Below are 17,444 nucleotides of genomic sequence, written 5' to 3'. Positions count from 1 at the left end.
GAGGTGGAAAACGAAGTAAATTGTTAGAGCAGCCATTAAAAATGAACTGCCCTAATGAAGCTAGCTTAGAGCTGCCTTGGACTACAAAATTAAAAATTAATTTGGATATCAACACAGAATCTCCGTGCTTTTTCATTGTGGGCTCTGTGTTTAAAAATATTAGTCCGGGGCCAGAGGTCCGAAAGTTGGAAGCCGCTGCACCTAAGTGTTATCAAATGAAAACTTAGCGTGCTTTGTGTTTAAGAATATTAGTCTGGAGTCAGAAAGTCGGAAGTTTAGGCGCATACATCACATGACTTCGCGTGCCTTGCGCCTTGTTCTCTGCTAGCTTTGCGGTTAAAGCTGTTTATTTCCTTTCCAACACCTCAAAAGTGTAATCGTATTTATTTTTTTCGTCGGCCTTATGAGGCTCTGAGCTGATTACTGTCCATTCGCTGCGGTCGAAATCCGGGAAAAACGTATCTGCATCAAAGTTATGGTGGATCGTGGTAAGATAGAGTCTATCTGTTTTCGGTAATGCCTGTTTGTAAATTTCGGCACCGCCAACAATAAACACTGGTTTTTCTTCTGTTTTGGTAATTTCTAAAGCTTCATCCAGGCTGTTTACCACTTCAACACCTTCAATTTTTAAATCAGGATCTCTTGTAATGACAACGTTTCTGCGGTTTGGCAATGGTTTGCCAACTGAATCGAAGGTTTTACGGCCCATGATAACCGTGTGGCCAGAGGTAGTCTGTTTAAAAAACTTTAAATCGGCCGGCATGTGCCATAAAAGCTGGTTGTTTTTGCCAATCGCGTGATTTTCTCCAATCGCTACAGCAATAGCAACAGTATTTGGGGTATTGGTCATAAATTTGTAGACTAAAGTGTTATGACTGATTAGGTCATGTTTTAAAAGATTGCTTCGTCGTTCCTCCTCGCAATGACGACAATCAGAACGTCATTGCGAACTGACGCAAGGAATGTGAAGAGGGGTGAAGCAATCTATTTCGTTGATCAATATTTTTAATATGATTATACCGCCACTATACCTTTAATATGAGGATGTGCCTCATAGTTTTCAAGCGTAAAGTCTTCAAACTTAAAATCGAAGATGCTTTTAACATCCGGATTGATTTTCATGGTTGGAAGTGGTTTAGGCTCTCGGCTTAATTGCAGGTTGGCCTGTTCGATATGGTTATTGTATAAATGTGCATCGCCAAGGGTGTGGATAAAATCGCCGGCCTGTAAACCGCAAACCTGCGCCACCATCATGGTTAATAATGCGTATGAGGCAATGTTAAAAGGTACCCCCAGGAAAATGTCTGCACTGCGCTGGTAAAGCTGACAGCTTAATTTGCCATCGGCCACATAAAACTGAAAAAAAGCATGGCATGGAGGCAGGGCCATATTTTCGATCTCGGCTACATTCCAGGCCGAAACAATAATGCGGCGTGAATCGGGATTATTTTTAATCGTATTGATGATATTGGTAATCTGATCAATATGCTGCCCGTCCGGCGTAGGCCAGCTTCTCCACTGCGAGCCATAAACCGGCCCCAGGTTACCGTCTTCATCTGCCCATTCATCCCAAATGCGTACGCCATTATCTTTAAGGTATTTTATATTGGTGTCGCCGGTTAAAAACCAGATCAGTTCATGTATAATAGATTTTAAGTGCAGTTTCTTCGTCGTCACCATCGGGAAACCCTCTTGCAGGTTAAAACGCATCTGATAGCCAAAAACACTGATTGTGCCGGTTCCTGTACGGTCGTGTTTTTGTGCGCCGTTATCCAGCACATGCTGCATTAAATCTAAATATTGTTTCATACTGTTCTGATAATTTACAAATATCTAAAATTTATCAGGTGTTCTAAATCATCGTGCGGTCTATTTATTAACATTTAAAGGTAATCCTGATTGAAGTCAGGATCCAGGTTCAAAACTCGCTACTTGTTTGTATGTTTGCAAAATGAGCCGGCTGCTGGTTTCGGCATTACGGACTCAGGACTTAAAACTCACGATTCAGGACTACCATGCTCGCTTTTCCCAACGCAAAAATAAACCTTGGCCTAAACATCACCGAAAAACGGGCAGATGGTTATCACAACCTCGAAACAGTATTTTATCCCATTCAAATTAAAGATGCGGTAGAAATTGTTGATGCAGCGGCAACTTCCTGTAAAATTCATGGTATTGATATTCCGGGAGATGCGAACGACAACCTTTGTTTAAAAGCTTATCATTTAATTGCGGCTGATTTTGAAATTCCTGCACAGCAGATTAACCTGTTCAAAAATATTCCGGTAGGGGCAGGTTTGGGTGGTGGTTCTGCCGATTGTGCTTTTGTAATTAAATTAATCAATGATAAATTTGCGCTGGGGCTTTCGGTTTTGCAGATGGAAGATTCCGCCCGGCAGCTTGGGGCTGATTGTGCTTTCTTTATCGAAAATAACCCGGTTTATGCTTTTAATAAAGGCGACGAATTTGAAAAATGCGAAGTCGTTTTGTCAGCCTGGTATAAAGTTTTGGTGAAACCGCCTGTACACGTGAGCACGGCCGATGCTTATGCGCTCGTAAAACCGCAAAAGCCTTTGCAATCATTAAAAGAAATCATACATTTGCCTCCAACAACATGGAAAAATAAGGTTATCAACGATTTCGAACCATCGGTATTCGCAAAGTATCCCCAAATTCATCAAATAAAAACCAGTTTATACGATGCAGGCGCAACATTCGCTTTAATGAGTGGCAGCGGTTCGTCGGTTTTTGCAATTTTCCCCGAAGGGGTTAGATTGCCCGGACTGGAGCAAGACAACTTGGTTTATTACAATATTTAAATAAGGTAGAAGGTTAAAAGGTAAAAGGCGTAAGGTCTTGATATCCGATAATCACTATCTGTAGCTAACAACATGAACATCAATCTGATCCGCAAAAGCGGTAAATTTAATTTTGAAGCAGAAAACGAGAGCGGTTTTACTGTCGAATTGGATGCAAAAGCTGCTATTGGCGGCGAGGGCAAGGGATTTAGGCCAATGGAGATGCTTTTAATTGGTTTAGGTGGTTGCAGTGGTATAGATATGGTTAACGTACTTACCAAACAAAAAGAACCTTTAAACGACATTAAAATTGCCATCAACGCAACGCGTAAGGACGAAGAAATGCCCCCGATTTTTGATGTAATTGATATCAACTTCGAGCTTTTCGGCGATTTAAGCGAGGCCAAAGTGCAAAGGGCCCTGCAAATGACCTTTGATAAATACTGCTCGGTATCGAATATTTTAGGCCGATCGGCAACTATTAACTTTACTTATAACATCAATAAATAGCATAACCGGGTGTTGAATAGGAAGTATTAGGTAAGAATTGAGTAATAAGTATTCAGTATTAAGACGAGTTTTTTTGTACTCGCTACTCAATACTCGCTACTAAAAAATACTCGCTACCAGAATACCTTGAATACCCAAATCTTAATTATAATGAAATCTGAAAATTTTGAAACCATAGCTATACGCACTCAAACCGAAAGAAGTTTACATAAAGAGCATTCTGCACCAATTTACCTTACTTCGAGTTATAAGTTTGATGATGCGGAAGAAATGCGTGCTTTATTTGCCAACGAAAAAGAGGGGAATGTATATAGCCGTTATTCAAATCCAAATACATCAGAGTTTATCGAAAAAATGTGCCTGTTAGAGGGAGCCGAAGATGGTTTTGCCACTGCAACGGGGATGGCAGCTATTTTCACCACTTTTGGGGCTTTCTTAAAAAGTGGCGATCATATTGTTTCCAGCCGTTCGGTTTTTGGTTCTACGCACCAGCTGTTAACCAATGTGTTTTCGAATTGGGGGGTAACTTTTGATTATGCCGATTTAGACAAACCTCAGGATTGGGAAGGTCTGATTAAGCCTAATACCAAAATGATCTTTGTAGAAACGCCTTCTAATCCGGGTATCGATATTATTGATCTTGAATTTTTAGGTGATCTTGCTAAAAAACACAATACCTTACTGGTGGTTGATAATTGTTTTGCTACACCTTACCTGCAACAACCGATTCAGTTTGGTGCGCACATTTCTATCCATTCTGCAACGAAGTATATCGATGGACAAGGACGTGTATTGGGTGGTATTATTTTAGGTAGCAAAGCACTGATTGCAGAAGTAGTTGGTTTTGCCCGTCACAGTGGCCCGGCTTTATCGCCGTTCAGTGCCTGGGTTTTATCAAAAAGTTTGGAAACTTTGGCTATCCGTATGGACCGCCATTGCGAAAATGCCTTAAAAGTAGCCGAATACTTAGAAAAGCACCCGAAAATTAAACTGGTAAAATATCCGTTTTTACCTTCGCACCCACAGTACGAAATTGCCAAAAAGCAAATGAAACAGGGTGGTGGTATTGTAACCATTGTGGTTGATGGTGGTATAGATGCAGCCCGTAAATTTATGGATGGTTTGCAAATGTTCTCGATCTCTGCAAACCTGGCCGATACGCGTTCTATCGCTACGCATCCGGCAACCAGTACGCACAGTAAACTTACCGAAGAGCAACGTAATGAGGTAGGCATTGAGCAGGGATCTATCCGTTTGTCAATCGGTTTAGAACATATTAACGATATTTTAGCAGATATTGAACAGGCTTTAGCTTAATATCTATTTGAAAACAAATAATAAAAGGGAGATGCTTAAAAACATCTCCCTTTTTTGTGCTGTCATATTGAGTTTGAATTTATTGTATAAAACTCAATATTAGTGACCGCCTATCCGGGGTCGTCATTTCGAGCGAAGTGTAACGTAGCCGAGAAATCTTTAGAAATAGATTTCTCCATTACGCTTCGCCCCAGTCGAAATGACGATTCTTCTATTAGGACTATCAATGGTAGCATCTCGATGAGAATCGGGACAAGTAGTAGAAACGCTACCTAAAACATTTCGTAATGTCCTTCGACAGACTCAGGATGACAATCTATCTTTTTGAGGTGCCTCCTTTTATTCAGCTTGTTACTCGTATTTCGAGAAATCTACTGCAAATATGCAACGGTTAACCTGACTGCCATTGTTAGCTCCGGCATTAGGTTCAAACTCTGTTAAGCTCCATAAATAGCCGTATTGGGCTTCAAAGTATAGCGATTCTGCTCCGTATGGCCACCTGTATCTCACGGTATTGGTATCGCCATCGGTGTATCTGGCTAAACGGGCGGTAGATCCGTACGATTCGCTGGGCGATCCGGTGCAGGAAAGCCAGGTTCTGTTACCTTTTCTAAAAACACCTTGTATGCCATGCGCATGATCGGAAGTAAATAAACTGTTTTTAGGGATTACCGTTTGAATGCCTGAGTTTTGCAATTCGCCTGAGGCATTAATCGGAAATCCGAAAATTTTGGGTACAATCGATGCATCTGCACTTCCGGCGTAGTACTGGCCTGTCCATAATTGGTTGTTTTCGTAATTAACCTGAACTGTAGAATAGGGATCAGCGTCATTAATTTTATAGTAACCTATTTGAGGGAGTATATAGCGGTAATTAAAAGCATAAAGATTACCACTGGCATCTTTGCCACACTTAGTCTCGGTGCCGGCTCCTGTGGTTACTTCAATAATTTTATCTAAATCAAATACCCTTAATCCAAGGCTGGTACTACTTAGATAAACTTTGCCGTTAAAGTAGGCTATTCCGCCGGCATGTACGTTTAAAGGTGCGTAAGTGCCATATTGCGTATAATCTAAGGTGCCGGTAGGAAGGGTATGCTGTACCAGTAAAATATGTCTGTAGGTTAAATAAGTAGCAGAACTTGGGCTGATATCGATCAGGGTTATTCTCGATCCTTTGCTTTCTGCAGCATCTTTGGCATACCAGCTTACCAGTAAATAACGCACCCCGTTTCTGGTGAAGCCCGCAATTCCCTGTGGTCGCCAGATTGATGTAGTTTCGTCGTCTTCATTCCATCTTATGCCGCGTACCCTATTTTCTTCGGGGATGTTAAAGCCATATACTTCCGTGTAAGCACTGCCGCCAATGGCCACGCGGTTTTTATCCACCTGTGTTGGGTTTAAAAAAGTAAATCCGCTGTTGATGTAAGTCGATGTGTTGGTGTAAGCATTAACACTGGGAGCAGCACTGGTTTCTGCCGCTGTAGCCATGAGACTGTTTTTCTTTTGAATTGTTGTGCTGGCTTGTTCTTCAGTTAACGTGTTCTTTTGGCAGGAAACTGCGAATAAGCAGGAAGCCAATAGTAACGGGACGATGTTTTTCTTCATGATTTTCTTTAAAATTTAATTGGTTTTAAAAGGTTGTTGGGGTTAAAAATTAGGCATGTAAAACTTGAACAAGTTAAATTGTGTATATAAACTTAAAAATCAGGCGGTGTTAAGGATTGGTTATGTTTAATCTATTTTCCTCGAAAAAACTATATTTGGTCAACGATCAAAATGTTACCTCAATGAGAATTAAAAAAATCAGCACCTTGCTGGGCCTAGCCCTTCTTTTAATAACCAAATCTAATTTTGCACAGCAGTTTAGTGTGCTTCCTCAACCCGAATCGGTTAAAACCATGCAGGGTAAATTTGTTTTTTCGGGTAGTACGGCCATTGTTAGCAATCAGGACAGTGTTTTTGCAATAGCCACCCAGGAACTAAAGCTTTTGAAAAAAGACCGGGCAAGTGGAATCAGTAATCAACTGGTTTTTATAAAAGATGCAACTTTAAAACCGGAGGCTTATCGTTTAAAAATTGATCCGAAAAAAATAACCATTGCTGTTAGCGATAAACTGGGTGCTTTTTGGGCCGTACAAACCATAAAGCAATTGGCCGGAACAAATGCATTTAAAGCCAAAAATATCTGGGCTTTACCCGCACTGGAGATAAAAGATGCACCTAAATTTTCATGGAGGGGTGCACATCTGGATGTTTCGCGCCATTTTTTTGATATGGCTTACCTGCACCGCTTTATCGACAGGCTTTCGTTTTATAAGTTTAATAAATTTCATTGGCACTTAACCGATGATCAGGGCTGGCGAATTGAGATCAGGAAATACCCTGAGCTTACAACCAAAGGTGCCTGGAGGAAATTAAATAACCAGGATTCAGTTTGTTTAAAACTGGCCGAAACCAATCCCGATTACAAGCTGCCTGAAAAGCATTTCAAGGTAATTAACGGGGAGAAATTGTACGGTGGCTTTTATACACAGCAGGAAATCAGGGAGCTGGTAGCTTACGCAAGTGCTAAGGGAATAGAAATTATCCCCGAAATTGATATGCCGGGCCACATGCAGGCGGCCACCAGGCAGTTTCCGTGGTTAACTTCAACCGGTTCGGTACAAAAGGAAAAAAGCTTTACCGATCCGATTTGTCCCTGCAAGGAAACGACCTTTGAGTTTGCTGAAAATATTTTTAAAGAAGTGGCGCAGCTGTTTCCATCAAAATATATCCATTTGGGCGCAGATGAGGTTGAAAAAAGCAGCTGGAAAAATATTCCTGAATGTGAGGAATTAATGAAGCGCGAAAACCTTAAAAATATTGATGAAATACAAAGTTACTTTGTTAAGCGGATGGAAAAATATTTCAATAGCCTGGGCAAAAAACTCATTGGCTGGGATGAGATTTTAGATGGCGGTGTTTCGCCAACTGCTACCTTGATGTATTGGCGTACCTGGGTGCCAACTGCACCTAAACATGCTGCAGAAAAGGGTAATTATGTGATTATGACCCCTGGCGAATATTGTTATTTCGATGCGCAGCAAGATGCACATTCGGTGGAAAAAGTGTATGGATTCAATCCAACTGGTTTTGGCCTTAATGCAAACGAACAAAAGTATGTTTTAGGTGGGCAGGCCAATTTGTGGACAGAGTACATTCCATCTGAGCAGAGGTTAGAGTATATGCTTTTTCCCCGCTTGCTGGCCATGTCGGATGTTTTATGGGGGCATCAGCAAAATTTCGAAACCTTTAGTCGGAAAATGGATCAGCAGTTTGCCGTTTTAGACGCGATGCATATCAATTACCGCTTTACCGACCTTAAAGGTTTTGCCGAAAATAATGTTTTCCTGAAGTCGGCAGCGCTTAAAATCGAAGCACCCCAAAATGCTATCGTGCATTATACCACCGATGGAAGTACGCCAAAAATTGGATCTCCAAAATACATCAAACCCATTAATATCGATAAAACCCAAACCGTAAAAGCCGCCATATTTGGTGCTAACGGTAGGATGGGCGATGTTTTTACCGCCAATTATGTGCAAACCGACTATGTTGATGCAGTATCGCTTAATCATCCAAAACCTGGTTTGAATTTTAGTTATTACCCTAAATTTTACAAGGTGGTCAACTTAATTTCTGAGGCTGATAAAACGAAAACCACAACGACAGCAGCCATCGAAATTCCGGTTGAAGATAAAGCCGCGAGTTTTGCTACACGTCATAAAGGATTCTTTTACGCAGCTGAAGATGGTATTTATTCGTTTTTTCTCCGTTCTGACGATGGCAGTGTGTTGAAAATACAGAACAAAACTCTGGTTGATAATGATGGAATGCATTTTGCGATCGAAAAATCGGCTCAAATAGCGCTAAAAAAAGGCTATCATCCTTTTGAACTCTTGTTTCTCGAAGGTGGCGGTGGTTATACCCTGCAGTTAGAATATAGTGTGGGTTCATCGAAACGCAAAGCCGTTTCTGCAGCTGATTTTGCTGTGGAATAATGGAGTGTTAAACATAAAATAGCCGAATTTCTAAAAAATAGCAATGAACGATTTAGAATTTATTCTTTCCGAACTCAAAAATATTAGCGAGCCTGAATATTTGAAGAAAATGGCCCATTTTGGGATCGATATTTCCAAAGCTTACGGAATCCGGGTGCCAAACATCCGGAAATTAGCCAAACAGATTGGTAAAGATCAGGAGCTGTCATTATTGCTCTGGGAAACGGGTTTTCATGAGGCACGCCTGCTGGCTACCTTTATTGGTGATTATAAACAGGTCACAGTATCGCAAATAAACGCCTGGACGAGCGATTTTAGTTCCTGGGATATATGTGATCAGGCTTGCGGAAATCTTTTCGTTAAAACGCCTTATTTTAAGTCGAAGCTATTGGAGTTTACGCAAGCCGAACCAGAATTTGTAAAACGTACAGGTTTTGTGCTCATGGCCGAAGCTGCGGTTCACCTTAAAAAAGAGCCCGACGAAACTTTCCTGGCTTTTCTGCCCATCATTGAGCGCGAAGCTTACGATAACCGCAACTTCGTTAAGAAAGCCATTAACTGGGCGCTGAGACAAATTGGAAAGCGAAACGCATTTCTGCATCAGCATGCCATTCAAACCGCAAACAATATCCTGGCTCAGAATAATAAAAAGGCAAACTGGGTGGCTTTAGATGCTTTGAGAGAACTGAACAGCGATGCGGTATTGGCCATGCATGGCTTGTAGCGTTTAATACCTCTAAGCTCCCAGCTGAAAACTCCCAACTGTCAACTGAAAACTTCTTTCTTATCCTACATCAATGCACAGGTGGTGGCGTGATATTAACTTTGTATCATAAACAAGAAAGGAAATTTATGTCACAGTTCATTTTGCACAAAGAAAACACCCGCGGTCATGCTAATCATGGCTGGTTAAATGCACACCACTCATTCAGTTTTGCTAACTACTACAATCCTGAAAGAATGCACTTTGGCGTGTTAAGGGTTTTAAATGATGACTTGATAGCTGGTGGAATGGGCTTTGGTGCTCACCCACACGATAATATGGAAATCATTACCATTCCGTTAGCTGGTGCAATTGCGCACAAAGACAGCATGGGGAATTCGGCGGTAATTAAAAACGGCGAAATACAGGTAATGAGTGCCGGTACAGGAGTTAGCCATAGTGAGTTTAATGCCAATGCCGACGAGGAGTTGAATTTATTGCAGATCTGGTTGTTTCCAAACAAGAAAAACGTTACGCCACGTTACGATCAGAAAACTTTAGAAGTTGCTGCCCGTCACAATAACTTTCAGCAAATCCTGTCACCAAATGCCAGCGATGACAATGTGTGGATCCATCAGGATGCCTGGTTCTCATTAGGTAAATTTGATGCCGGATTTGAAACCGAATACAAAATCAAAAAAGCTGGAAACGGTGTTTATGCTTTTGTAATCAATGGCGAAGTAACCATTAACGGTCAAACGTTAAGCAAACGCGATGCCATCGGTGTTTGGGATACAGATGCCATAAGCTTTCAGGCGAACAGTGCAGATGCAGAAGTGTTGTTGATGGATGTTCCGATGGAGCTGAACTAATTTAGAACAATCGTCATTTCGACTTTAGCAAAGAAATCTTTAGGTAGAGAGTAAAGGTTTCGCGTGATTTGCGGTCGGAATGACGATTTGTTTTTTGTAGCAATGATGAGTTAAAATCTAAAAAAAAACAATTATGCAAACTACTATACTTTACATCGGGAGGGATGCCGAAATTACTGTTGTGATGGATCGCTTACTTAATGCCAGGCCAGAGTGGAAGGGGATTTGTGTTTGTACCGATGAAGAAGCAACTGCCATTTGCGAAGAACAAACAGTGGATTTGGTTTTGCTGGGAAATGGTATTAACCCTGAGTGTGAAAAAGCACTAAGGACGAAACTTACCGCGCTTCAGCCCGGCTTAAAAATTATCCAGCATTATGGCGGGGGTAGTGGGTTGTTGTATGGTGAGATTATGTCGGCGCTAAATTCGTAAAAGAGAATTTCGTCATCTCGACTGGAGCGCAGCGTAATGGAGAGATCTTTAATTAGGTTTCTCGACTCCGTTTCACTCCGCTCGAAATGACGGTATATTTTTAAAAGATTTAGCTGTCTTAACTAATATAATCTCTATCCTCATCACTCAACTCCTTTTTATTTCCTGCCGGCTGATTTCTCCGCTCAATCTCATCATCATAACTGCTTATTGTTTTTCTTGGTCTACCCACCACAAAGCCGATAATGAAACCGATGATAATGCAGACACCAATAACCAAAAGTTTAGATACCGGAATGGTGGTAACCAGAAAATCGAAATCTACAGGCTCGGTATTCACCATTAAAAAAATGGTTAGCAATGCAGTTAGGATAATTATCGAAATTGTTTTTGTACTCATGGTTTAAAAGCTATAATTGAATGAAAACTCTAATATCGGATTTTGATTGTAAATCTGATTAACAAAAACCAATCTTGCTCCTAAATCTACAACAGGCTGATAGCGTAAAAGGTTTACGCTGGTGTTTAATTCTACTCCATAGGTTTTAGGATCGTTAAACGTTGTGCCCTTACCAATGTTCTCGTAGTGGCAAAATAAACCTGCCCTGAAATTACGTACATAAGCCAGCGGACCTAACTCCCAATCCGGAAAGGCAAACGGAAAGCGGTAGTTCAAAAGCAGGCTGTTCTGCAATTTACTTTTTGCCTGGATATTGTTGTAACCGTACACCGTTGCAATTTCGGTAGCGTACTGGTTTACGCCTGTTGCTTTTTGATAATTGAAGCTCGCCAGAACAGAATGGTTTTTGGCCAGTCCGGGGAAATACAGAAAACTTTCTAGCGCCAGTATTTCACCTTTCAGGTTTTGATCAAATGGTTGGTGGTTGTAGGTAAGCCTGAAAACCTGTGCCCACTTTGGAGCAATGTCTCTTTCGGTAGTGCGCACACTGTGGTTAAAAGTAAAATTGTATTCCATCGGAAATTTGAGTTCACGAATAAAGTTGGAGGGCATGTTCTCGGGCATGTAACGCTGCGTAAAACTGGTGGCCGCATTCAGTGTAAAAGCGTAGTTCTCATTGCGTGCATTAAACGAAAGCGGGAGGGATGCATTCAGCTTGATATAGTTCTCGCGCCAATCGCCTTGTTGTACCGCATTTTTAGCGCGGTAGAACGTTCGTTTTGGTCTGTTCCGATACAGAACGCTTAATACGGGATAAAGTGCTTTATAGCTAATATCTGCCGTGTATTCGAAGCGCTTCAAATCGCGGTGGTATTTAGCTCCGGTATAAAAGTCCATCGTGTTCAGTAAATTGTTCGATTCGAGTTGCAGGCCAAAAACGTACTCGTTATCGATAACCGGAATAATGCTGTGAACGCTGAAAAGATTCAAGGCCGTTCGGTAACGTTTAGCCTGGTAAGTACTATCGGGAATGTTATCGAAAACATTGCCTGTCTGTTCTTGCTTTTCTGCCGCTGCGGCAAAATCTACAAAGGCATTTGCTCCTGCAGGTTTTTCTTCAATCTGCTTTTCGGTAATTTCATATCCGTTGATTTTGTAATCGTTGAAAACCATTTTTCCATCGCCGGTTTCGCTTGGGTTAGAAGCGCCATATTTCGATGCGCTTAGTGCATTTATTTTTTTAGTGGTAATGTCGATAGCGTAAATATTATCGATGCCATTGAAGTGCGCGTTGAATGCAATCTTATCGCCTATAAAAACTGGTCGGCTTAATTGTTGTCTGCTGTTTTGGATCAGTGGAGTTTTTTGTTCGCCATCTATCACCCATAAATTTTTTCCTTTTTCAGTAACGCCGATATAGGCAATCCTTTTTCCGGTTCGATCAAAAGATGGCGTTTGGATAATTTCATTTTCGGGGTTAGGATAGGTTTTTAAAATCAGTCCGCTTAAGGCATCAATCTCTACTAAGTTAAACTGGTTGTTTAAACCAACGCAGGCTGCAATTATTTTCTTGCCATCGTTAGAAAGGCTGGGAGAAAAGAGGCGGCTTTTACTGCTTAGTTTTTTAAATTTTTTAGTCTTCAAATTGTATGAGCAGATTACGCTATAGCTGCGCTGTTTGTAGCGCGGGTCGTAACGGATTTCATCCCAAGTCAGGACATCATTTTTTAAGCTGAACCAAGGCTGTTCCTGATAGCCGATTCCGAATAATTTTTTCTCCGTTTGATCTTCGTTTATAATCACAAAATAACGGGCATCTGTTTTACTTTCTTTAAGCGCTAAAATTTGTTTTGGATTGATCCGTACCGGTAAAAAATAACTTGTGGCTAAAGCAGTTTTTTTATTCAGACTTGGGTAGCTTTCTGTAGCCGATTTTTCTTCCTGTGTTTTCCACTTCTCAGCAACCTGGTCTTGTACCGATAAAAAATATTTCCGGGTGTTGGTTGCTGTGAATTTTTTTAAGCTGTTCGAAAAGGGGTAAGGCCTGAGCGGTCTTTTTCTGATGTCGCTAAGCAAGCTGTCGGAAATGAATTGCCCGTATTTTTCTTTTAGGTTGGCTACCATCAAATAGCCGGTTTGGTAGTAGCCCGGGGTAACGTCTTTGTTCGATCCGAAATAGGCTTTGCTGTAGCTAATTTTTTTGCCTTCCAAAAGTGAGGCCCGGTAAGGCATGATCCAGTTGGGCTGGCGACCCCGGCCCGAGTAGGTTAGTGCGGTCTCGTTCACAACGGCATCGCCCTCAAAAAACCAGGTCGGTATACCCGCGCCAAAGTAAGCGAAGTAAACCAGTTCGGGGAAGGGGTGTGCTTGTGTTCCTGTCAGTTTGTCAAACTGTGCGATGTGCCTGAGCTCATGTACAGCGAGGTTGTTTAGCCAGTCCTGACTATCGAAAAACTGTGGTGGTGTTGCATAGAATTCAGACTTCTTTGGAGCGAGCTGTACAAAGCCATTGGCCACCGTTCCGCGGTTCTGTAACACAAGTGGAATACTGGTTTTTTGCTGCCTTAAACCCAGGCCTATTTTAGGGTAGATATAGGGTAGGGTATTGGCCATTCTTTGGGCTTCTTTTTCGAGTTCCTGGGGATAGATGATTTTAAAGCCTCCTGATAAAATGTAGTTCCATTTTACACTAAGTGGGTTTTGTGCAGTGCTGAAAATCTGCCCAAAAACCGATGGTGAAATAAAACTTAAACTAAGCGCACTTAAGTAGCTGATAATTAATTTTTTGTTTGCTTTTTTTAAATTCATCTAAATTCTTTGCTAAAATATTTAGTATTTCAAAATTTTTATGTTGTTCAAATTGTTAATTTTTAATTTAACTATTTGTATTTAAAATGTTGATTTTTAATTATTAATGATTTTTACCTAAATCTACTAAAAAATGTTTTAATTGAAAGATTTCTACAAAAAATATGCTTTAATTGGTTTTATTAAAGCATTTTGTTTCTGTTGTAATTTGACGGTTTAATTTACACTTATTAATCGATTTTCTTCGAAAGTTTTTTGGGCTATTTTGAAAAATGTATGCCTGTTCAGCCTGCATGTTGACTAGAAAAAACACAAGAAATGTGGTTCGGGTACGCCTGTTTTTAGCGTTAAATGACCGGAGTTTTCTGGTCGGTTTACGTGCTCGTTTTAACCTGGAATGAAGTTGCAGTAAAGTACTTTTGGCGTGGTGCTTCCTCCCTTTTTATCCGGATTTTACTTCTGGGTGCAGTTCAATTTGTTTGCTTTTTGAAGGGGATGTCTGACTCTGTTTTTCATTTTATTTAACTTATGGCTGACAAAATGTCGTTTGTTTGTGGTTGGTGTTAGGGCAAATATTTTTGGTCTTGACGAGAATATCCGGTGTGGCAACTTTTGTTTTTTGAGCGCTTTTAACCCTGCAGGGCTAACAGCTTTTAACACTGATTTTAGCCGCCTTTCTGAGCTTTTGACCCGAAAAATGCCTTAATTTTCTCGCTTTAAAAAGCCAATAGCATCAAGAATTTGTATACGTTTTGCCAGTTTTAAGGGCTTGAATTGACTCATTTTTTGATTTCTAATGCGATTTCCTTGCAATATTCACTGGATATGGCTGTTTTTGTTCTTTTTCTGTTGGATGTATTTTTTTATGTATAAAAGTGCCTTTATGGGGTTTTGAAGGCTGTTTTTTGTCTTGCTTTCTTCCTTTTCTTCAATTGGCTCGACTGCTCGATTTTAAGGTGAATTATTGATTAATTATGATCGATTGTATCGGGAAATAAGCTGTTTTTATCTCAAAATTCGGGCGTTTATAATCATCAGATTTATTCTTTTTTGTGTCGATGCAGATAGATTTGTTAGGGTAAATGTTGCAGATGCAATAGCAGCTTTTACGGAGTTTGGGTAGCTACTGGTTTTAGTTGCTTGCTAAAGTGAACTTAATATAGCTTTAGATCTGGTTTCAGATCCCCTCGTTTGATTTGTGGATTTAATACTTTTTCTAGCATATTTCTTTAAGTTTTTATAGTTGATTTTTCTGTTTGTTTAGTCTTTTTTTTTGTGCTTAATTTTTTTGTTTTTTAGCTGGATGAAGAGTCGTTTTATTGCGCTTTTGCAAGGAATAAATCCTCCTTATTTTTGTTTGATTTTTCCTCGTTATTTCTGAAGTTATTGGTGTTTGTTTTGTTAGTATTGGCCGTTTTCTTTCTGGTGAAATATGACTTTATTTTTTTTATCTTTTTTATGTGCTAAATAGCTGATGGTATTTGAGCTTTTGCTAAAGAAATCATGAGTAAATTATTTCTATTTTCAATATTTAAATAGGTTAATCTGTTAGCTGATTTTTTAGAATTATTGAAGAGTAGTTTCGTCTTGAGATTTGAAATGATTCAGATTGTATTTGAAGATTTTTAATTCGTTTATTAATTGTTATTGAAGCTGCTTTTTAGGTTTCGCTTAGCGCTAAATATCGGGTGATTTGTAGCTTTTTCTTAGTAGGGTTTTATTAATTGGTTGCAGCAGTTTCTGGCTTGTTTCGTGATTAATTTTGTGCTGGTTGATTGAAGTAAGCATTGTGTTTTTTTAAAAGATTGGGGTGTTCTTTTCTTCCCTTTATGAAGTAAAGTGTTTAAAGTTTAGCTGTTTTTAATGATGGCAAGTGGGTCTTTCTTTGTTCGATTTAGCGTTAATCGAGTCTTTTTTTTTGGATCAATTAAAGTGTGTTTATGATTTAGTTTGCAGGAGCATTTTAATGTGTTTATTGTAGCGATTTATTAATAATAATAAGATCTTGCTTACGGTATTTGTTCCACCCTACAGTTTCAGTTAAACCAGGGGGCGGTTATATTTTTGAATTCATTTTTGTGGATAATAGTCTTTGCATATAACCCTGTTTAAAGGTTTGAGATTTAACTGGATTAAGCGCTTGTTTTGGCTTGAATTGGTTTTCTGAATCTGGCGTTTGGCCTATGTTTTCTCGTTATTTCAACCCGATTGTTTTATTAGTTTACGACCTGTCTGATCTTGTGGTTTGGCCTGTGATAGGCTATGGTTGATATGTCTTTTCCCGCAGATTTAACAGATTAGTTCGCAGATTTAGATAGGTCTGATGGGTAGAATAGATCTGTGTATTTTTAGTTTCAATAGTAGTTTATTCGGTGTGAAGCTGATTGGATTTTTGATCTTTTTTCTTCTCGGCTAAGCAGGAGTTGTTTGTAGAAACATTAGGGTTCTTATCCGTATCAATTGTAAATATTAGCTTTTTTGACTGCCTGTTGCTGCTTTAATTTTTGCTTGTGTTAACGCCAAATCGGGCAGGAATTATTCAGCTGAAACAATAAGAATATATTTCTTTTGTATAGAAATCAGGAGTGGATTGAGACGGAAACTGTGACTAAATCTGTTTAAGATTCAGGGCTTGCGAGAAGAAAATATGAAGATAATAAGCGTTAATGTACCCGGTAGCTAGAGCTTGTTTTTTCGCTTTTTATAGATCGGATAAAGGAAGATCGATCCCAGGATGATGGTTGCGCCGATGTAAAATCCACCGGTCATCTGTTCCTTATTCTGAAAGAAAATGAAGGCCAGTAAGATGCCATAAACAGGTTCTAAGTTGGTAATTAAAGCAACTCTGAAAGCCGATAAGGTTCGCATTACCGATACGCCGGCTACATAGGCAACCGAGGTGCAAAGCGTACCTAAAAGTGCTAAATAGAACCAGTCGCTGGTGCCTAAATTAAAGTTCATACTCAACAACGATCCGTCGTACAGGCGGTATAAAGTTATCCAGAAAAGGCCGCCCAGCAATTCGTAAAAACCAATAATTGAAGGCTCGCTTTTTTGAACCAGCGTTGAATTGATGATCGAAAAAAGACTCGAGGCTACTGCTGCAAGTAGTCCGAATATAATGCCCAAAGTATATTGACCTTCGAATTTAAAGATCATATAGATGCCTAAAATAATCAGTAAACCAATAAAAATATCTCCCGTTTGGATAGGCTGTTTTTTGATTATTGGTTCTAAAATAGCGGTAAATAAAGTGAAAGACGAAAGGCAAACTAAGGTTACTGAAACGGTAGAAACTTTGATGGCATGAAAGAAAAATATCCAGTGAATAGCCACAATGGCACCAGTTAAAAAGAACTGGATAAATTGCGTTCTGGTAATTTTAATGTTCTTCCCGGTGATTAAAAACCAGGCAAAAAGCGTAGCCGCTGCAATTAATACCCGGTACCAAACCATGGGTACTGCGTCGATAGAAATTACTTTGCCCAGCACACCTGTAAAGCCCCAAACAAAAACAGTAAGATGGAGGATAAGCAGGTTTTTTTTTGTTGCTTCCATTA

The 17,444-nt window shown here is 39.9% G+C and carries 14 protein-coding genes; 8 read left to right on the top strand and 6 right to left on the bottom strand.

What is annotated here, in order from left to right:
* On the top strand, positions 1-227 hold a 227-nt coding region (locus HWV58_RS24290; RefSeq protein WP_217707001.1), incomplete at its 5' end, for a hypothetical protein.
* A gap of 119 nt (positions 228-346) precedes the next feature.
* Here the strand turns inward: HWV58_RS24290 and HWV58_RS13645 are convergent.
* Together HWV58_RS13645 and HWV58_RS13640 are read right to left on the bottom strand one after the other, a co-directional pair.
* A complete protein-coding gene (locus HWV58_RS13645) occupies positions 347-850 on the bottom strand; it encodes a dihydrofolate reductase (RefSeq protein WP_175634634.1) in 504 nt (167 codons plus the stop codon).
* 164 nt (positions 851-1,014) lie between these two features.
* A complete protein-coding gene (locus HWV58_RS13640; protein WP_175634633.1) occupies positions 1,015-1,809 on the bottom strand; it encodes a thymidylate synthase in 795 nt (264 codons plus the stop codon).
* A gap of 206 nt (positions 1,810-2,015) precedes the next feature.
* Between HWV58_RS13640 and ispE the strand changes: the two genes are divergently transcribed.
* From ispE to HWV58_RS13625, 3 genes are all read left to right on the top strand, one after another.
* Positions 2,016-2,819, top strand: coding sequence for a 4-(cytidine 5'-diphospho)-2-C-methyl-D-erythritol kinase (gene ispE / locus HWV58_RS13635; protein ID WP_175634632.1), 804 nt, complete (start codon positions 2,016-2,018; stop codon positions 2,817-2,819).
* A gap of 72 nt (positions 2,820-2,891) precedes the next feature.
* Positions 2,892-3,308, top strand: coding sequence for an OsmC family protein (locus HWV58_RS13630; RefSeq protein ID WP_175634631.1), 417 nt, complete (start codon positions 2,892-2,894; stop codon positions 3,306-3,308).
* Between the two features lie 150 nt (positions 3,309-3,458).
* Positions 3,459-4,625 carry a trans-sulfuration enzyme family protein gene (locus HWV58_RS13625; RefSeq protein ID WP_175634630.1) on the top strand — a complete coding sequence of 389 codons (1,167 nt, stop codon included), beginning with the start codon at positions 3,459-3,461 and terminating at the stop codon, positions 4,623-4,625.
* 351 nt (positions 4,626-4,976) lie between these two features.
* On the opposite strand, the gene HWV58_RS13620 is transcribed toward HWV58_RS13625, so the two are convergent.
* The gene (locus tag HWV58_RS13620) at positions 4,977-6,233 is read right to left on the bottom strand and encodes a hypothetical protein (protein WP_175634629.1); all 1,257 of its coding nucleotides are present in this window, start codon (positions 6,231-6,233) and stop codon (positions 4,977-4,979) included.
* Positions 6,234-6,415: 182 nt separating this feature from the next.
* On the opposite strand from HWV58_RS13620, the gene HWV58_RS13615 reads away from it, so the two are divergent.
* The 4 genes from HWV58_RS13615 to HWV58_RS13600 all read left to right on the top strand — a co-directional run bounded on the left by HWV58_RS13615 (position 6,416) and on the right by HWV58_RS13600 (position 10,676).
* Positions 6,416-8,668 carry a family 20 glycosylhydrolase gene (locus tag HWV58_RS13615; protein WP_175634628.1) on the top strand — a complete coding sequence of 751 codons (2,253 nt, stop codon included), beginning with the start codon at positions 6,416-6,418 and terminating at the stop codon, positions 8,666-8,668.
* Between the two features lie 43 nt (positions 8,669-8,711).
* Positions 8,712-9,392, top strand: coding sequence for a DNA alkylation repair protein (locus HWV58_RS13610; RefSeq protein WP_175634627.1), 681 nt, complete (start codon positions 8,712-8,714; stop codon positions 9,390-9,392).
* 128 nt (positions 9,393-9,520) lie between these two features.
* Positions 9,521-10,243, top strand: coding sequence for a pirin family protein (locus HWV58_RS13605; protein WP_175634626.1), 723 nt, complete (start codon positions 9,521-9,523; stop codon positions 10,241-10,243).
* A 133-nt stretch (positions 10,244-10,376) separates the two neighbouring features.
* On the top strand, positions 10,377-10,676 hold the full coding sequence (locus HWV58_RS13600) for a hypothetical protein (protein ID WP_175634625.1): 300 nt from the start codon (positions 10,377-10,379) through the stop codon (positions 10,674-10,676).
* Positions 10,677-10,794: 118 nt separating this feature from the next.
* On the opposite strand, the gene HWV58_RS13595 is transcribed toward HWV58_RS13600, so the two are convergent.
* From HWV58_RS13595 to HWV58_RS13585, 3 genes are all read right to left on the bottom strand, one after another.
* Complete coding sequence (locus HWV58_RS13595; RefSeq protein WP_175634624.1) at positions 10,795-11,076, bottom strand: LapA family protein; 282 nt, start codon at positions 11,074-11,076, stop codon at positions 10,795-10,797.
* Between the two features lie 3 nt (positions 11,077-11,079).
* A complete protein-coding gene (locus HWV58_RS13590) occupies positions 11,080-13,884 on the bottom strand; it encodes a TolB-like translocation protein (RefSeq protein ID WP_175634623.1) in 2,805 nt (934 codons plus the stop codon).
* A 2,679-nt stretch (positions 13,885-16,563) separates the two neighbouring features.
* On the bottom strand, positions 16,564-17,442 hold the full coding sequence (locus HWV58_RS13585; protein WP_175634622.1) for a DMT family transporter: 879 nt from the start codon (positions 17,440-17,442) through the stop codon (positions 16,564-16,566).
* Between the last annotated feature and the right edge of the window lie 2 nt (positions 17,443-17,444).

This window comes from Pedobacter ghigonis (genome assembly GCF_903166585.1).
GTDB lineage: Bacteria > Bacteroidota > Bacteroidia > Sphingobacteriales > Sphingobacteriaceae > Pedobacter > Pedobacter ghigonis.
Note: the sequence above shows the minus strand (reverse complement) of the source record. Positions and strands in the feature narration are given on the sequence as shown.